Source organism: Streptomyces triticirhizae (assembly GCF_003696235.1).
Taxonomy (GTDB): Bacteria; Actinomycetota; Actinomycetes; order Streptomycetales; family Streptomycetaceae; genus Streptomyces; species Streptomyces triticirhizae.
The window spans coordinates 1-3,406 of sequence record NZ_RFFJ01000333.1; the positions used below are offsets into that span (position 1 = coordinate 1).

General features: G+C 72.8%; 2 protein-coding genes. Both read left to right on the plus strand.

Features of this window, described 5'->3' with window-relative positions; translation table 11 throughout:
• Positions 1–177: 177 nt before the first annotated feature.
• On the plus strand, positions 178–2,244 hold the full coding sequence (locus EBN88_RS29180; RefSeq protein WP_122400004.1) for a serine/threonine-protein kinase: 2,067 nt from the start codon (positions 178–180) through the stop codon (positions 2,242–2,244).
• 144 nt (positions 2,245–2,388) lie between these two features.
• Positions 2,389–3,406 (plus strand): serine/threonine-protein kinase (locus EBN88_RS29185; RefSeq protein ID WP_147472903.1); only part of this gene is annotated, 1,018 nt, incomplete at its 3' end.

Here is a 3,406-nt window from a genome sequence, read left to right on the forward strand (position 1 = left end):
CCGACCCGCCCCGGCCCGATGGCGCGCGCCGCCCGGCCGCGCCCGCCGGCACACGCCGCAGGCCAGCGGCCCGCGCCCGGCCCGTCACCCGGGGACGAACCGGAGTGAACGGGCCGCGCCTTCCCCTCTATCCTCGGGGAGGGAACCAATGTCATCACCGGGGGAGTCTGTTTCCACATGGATCGCCTGAGGCCGCAGGACCCGCACCGGATCGGTGAGTACCGCCTGCTCGGCAGGCTCGGCGAGGGCGGCATGGGGCAGGTCTATCTGGCCCGTTCGGAGCGCGGGCGCACGGTCGCGGTCAAGACGATCAAGCGGGAGCTGGCCCAGGAGCCGGACTTCCGCCGCCGGTTCGCCGACGAGATCGCCGCCGCCCAGCGCGTGGGCGACCGTTGGACCGCGCCCGTGCTGGACGCGGACACCGACGCCGCCACGCCCTGGGTCGCCACCGGCTATATCGCGGGCCCCTCGCTCCACGAGGTGGTGGGCCGCGACCACGGTCCGCTGCCCGACCGGAGCGTGCTGCTGCTGGCCAACGGCCTGGGGCACGCGCTGCGCGCCATCCACGGCGCCGGCCTGGTGCACCGCGATCTCAAGCCGTCCAACGTGCTGTTGACGATCGACGGCCCCCGGGTGATCGACTTCGGCATCGCCCGCGCCCTGGAGCCCGGCCCCGGCGCCGGAGTCACCCGCACCGGCGCCACCGTCGGCTCCCCCGGCTTCATGTCCCCGGAGCAGGTGCGCGGTCAACGGGTCACCCCCGCCAGCGACATCTTCTGTCTGGGCTCCCTGCTGGCCTACGCCGCCACCGGCCGCACCCCCTTCGGGGCGTTGGACTCGGGCGTGCACATCCTGATGTTCCGGATCGCCGAGGAGAGCCCCGACCTCACCGGGGTGCCGGCGGCGCTGCACCAGCTGATAACGAGCTGCCTCGCCAAGGACCCCGCCGAGCGCATCACCGTCGAGCAGCTGCTGTCGACGACCCAGCCCGAGGCCGCCTCGCGCGAACCCTGGCTGCCCGGCGCGCTGGTGGCCCAGCTGGGCCGGCACGCGGTCCAGCTGCTGGACTCGGAGAACCCGCTCAGCCGGGTGGACAACCCGGTGCTGCCCGGCCAGCCGAGGACCAACCCGAGCACCCCGCATCCGCCGGTGGCCCCCAGCAAGGAGCGCACCCCGCGGCCCTCGCCCGGCGAACGGCCGTCATCCGGCGGCTCGGTGCCGCCGCCGCCCGGGCCGCCCGGCGCGCCGTCGCAGCCGTCCTGGCCGGGGGCGCGGCCGGCGCCCCGGCCGACGCCGATCCCCTCCCCCTACTCCCAGCCCAACGGCGGCCCCTACCAGCCGCCGAGCAGCGGCGGCTGGTCCCCGCCCGGCTCCCGCAACGCGCCGTACACCGGCACGGGACCGGCCCGCTCCGGCGGCTGGCGCGACCGGAAGGGCCCGTTGACGGCGCTGGGCGCCGCCGGGCTGGTGCTGGTGGTGCTGGCCGTGGTGCTGGTCACACAGCTCACGGGCGGCTCGGACGACACCGTCGACGAGGCGTATGTGGGCGTCTGGCAGGGCGAGTACACCACCGCCAGCGACGACGCCAGGGAGCTGCGTTTCGAGATCGTCGAGGGCGAGGCGGGCGAACTCGTGGGTAACGCCCTCACGCTCACCCCCGAGATTCTGTGCGCCTATGATGTTCGGCTCGACTCCTTCGACGACCAGGGTCTCCACTTCACCGAGGAGTCGAACTGGAGCGTTCCCGAGGACCAGACCGCCGAGGCCTGCCGGGACAACAGCACGGTGCAGACCCTACGGATCTCGGAGAACGGTGAGGAGGTCGTGTGGACGTACGGGGACCAGGAGGCGACCCTGCACCGGGGCCCGGCCCGCACGGACACCGCCGTTCCCGAGAACATGGTGGCCGACTGGAAGAACGAGTTCACCGACCGCAACGACAACGAGTGGTCGGACGTGATCACCATCGAACAGGGCGCGGTCGGCGACCAGCTGTTGCGGTACGAGAGAACCGAGCAGGACAGCGGCGAGATCGAGTGCGTCTGGGAGAACCGGCTGGTCAGGGTCGAGGGCGAGCAACTCACGTTCGGTCCGGACCAGTTGGTGGAGACCGGCGACGACGCCACCTGCGGCGTCTACGCGGCCATCCGCGTCAGGCTCAAGGAGGGTGATCAGGACACGCTCCAGATCACCTGGCTCGACCGCCTGGACGACGAGCCGGCCGAGCACACGCGCAACGATTAGATATGCCTCAGGTCACGAATTGACACGAGGGTGGGCCAACACGGCGGAAAGGGAACCGATCACGGTTCGGCTTCTGTCCTCATCCCTGTGCAGGGGCGACCGTATGCTCATGAGGCTTACCGGACCGAAGAGGAGTAGGACAGCATGAAACCGCTCGGGCCGACAGATCCCCAACGGGTGGGCCACTACCGGCTGCTGGGGAAATTGGGCGCCGGCGGAATGGGCAGTGTCTATCTCGCCCGCTCCGACCGCGGGCGCACGGTGGCCGTCAAGCTGGTGCAACCCGAACTCGCCCGCCAGCCGGAGTTCCGGCAGCGCTTCCAGCAGGAGGTGGACGCCGCCCGTCGCGTCGGCGGTGACTGGACCGCGCCGGTGCTGGACGGCGACACCGAGGCGGCGACGCCGTGGGTGGCCACCGGCTATGTGGCCGGCCCCTCGCTGCACGAGGTGGTCGCGCACACCTATGGCCGCCTGCCCGAGCGAACGCTGCGCATCCTGGCCAACGGCCTGGTGCGCGCGCTGCGCGACATCCACGCGGCCGGGCTGGTCCACCGGGACCTCAAGCCGTCGAACGTGATGATCACCATCGACGGCCCCCGGGTGATCGACTTCGGCATCGCCCGCGCCCTTGAGGCCACCAGCGAGGGCCTGACCAGGACCGGCGCCGCCGTGGGTTCGCCCGGCTTCATGTCGCCCGAGCAGTGCCGGGGCGAGACGCTCTCGGCCGCGAGCGACATCTTCTGCCTGGGTTCGGTGCTCACCTTCGCCGCCACCGGGCGCACCCCGTTCGGCGACGCGAACAGCGCGATGACCGCGCTGATGCTGCGGATCGTGCAGGGCCAGCAGGACCTGACCGAGGTGCCCGAGGGCATCCGGCCGCTGATCGAGGCGTGCCTGGCCGGCCACCCGGCCGAACGGCCCACGCTGGACCAGCTGTTGGAGGCCACCGAGGTCCCCGAGGACGACGACGAGCCCTGGCTGCCCGGCGCGCTGATCGCCAAGCTCGGCCGGCACGCCGTGGAGTTGCTCGACTCGGAGGACCCGCTCCAGGCCCCGCCGCTGCCGGCCGGCTCCCCGCCGCCGGCGATGCCGTCCGCGCCGCCCACCCCGGCCCCGCCGTCGGCCGCGCCGCCCACGCCCACCCAGCTGAGCGTGCCGGCGA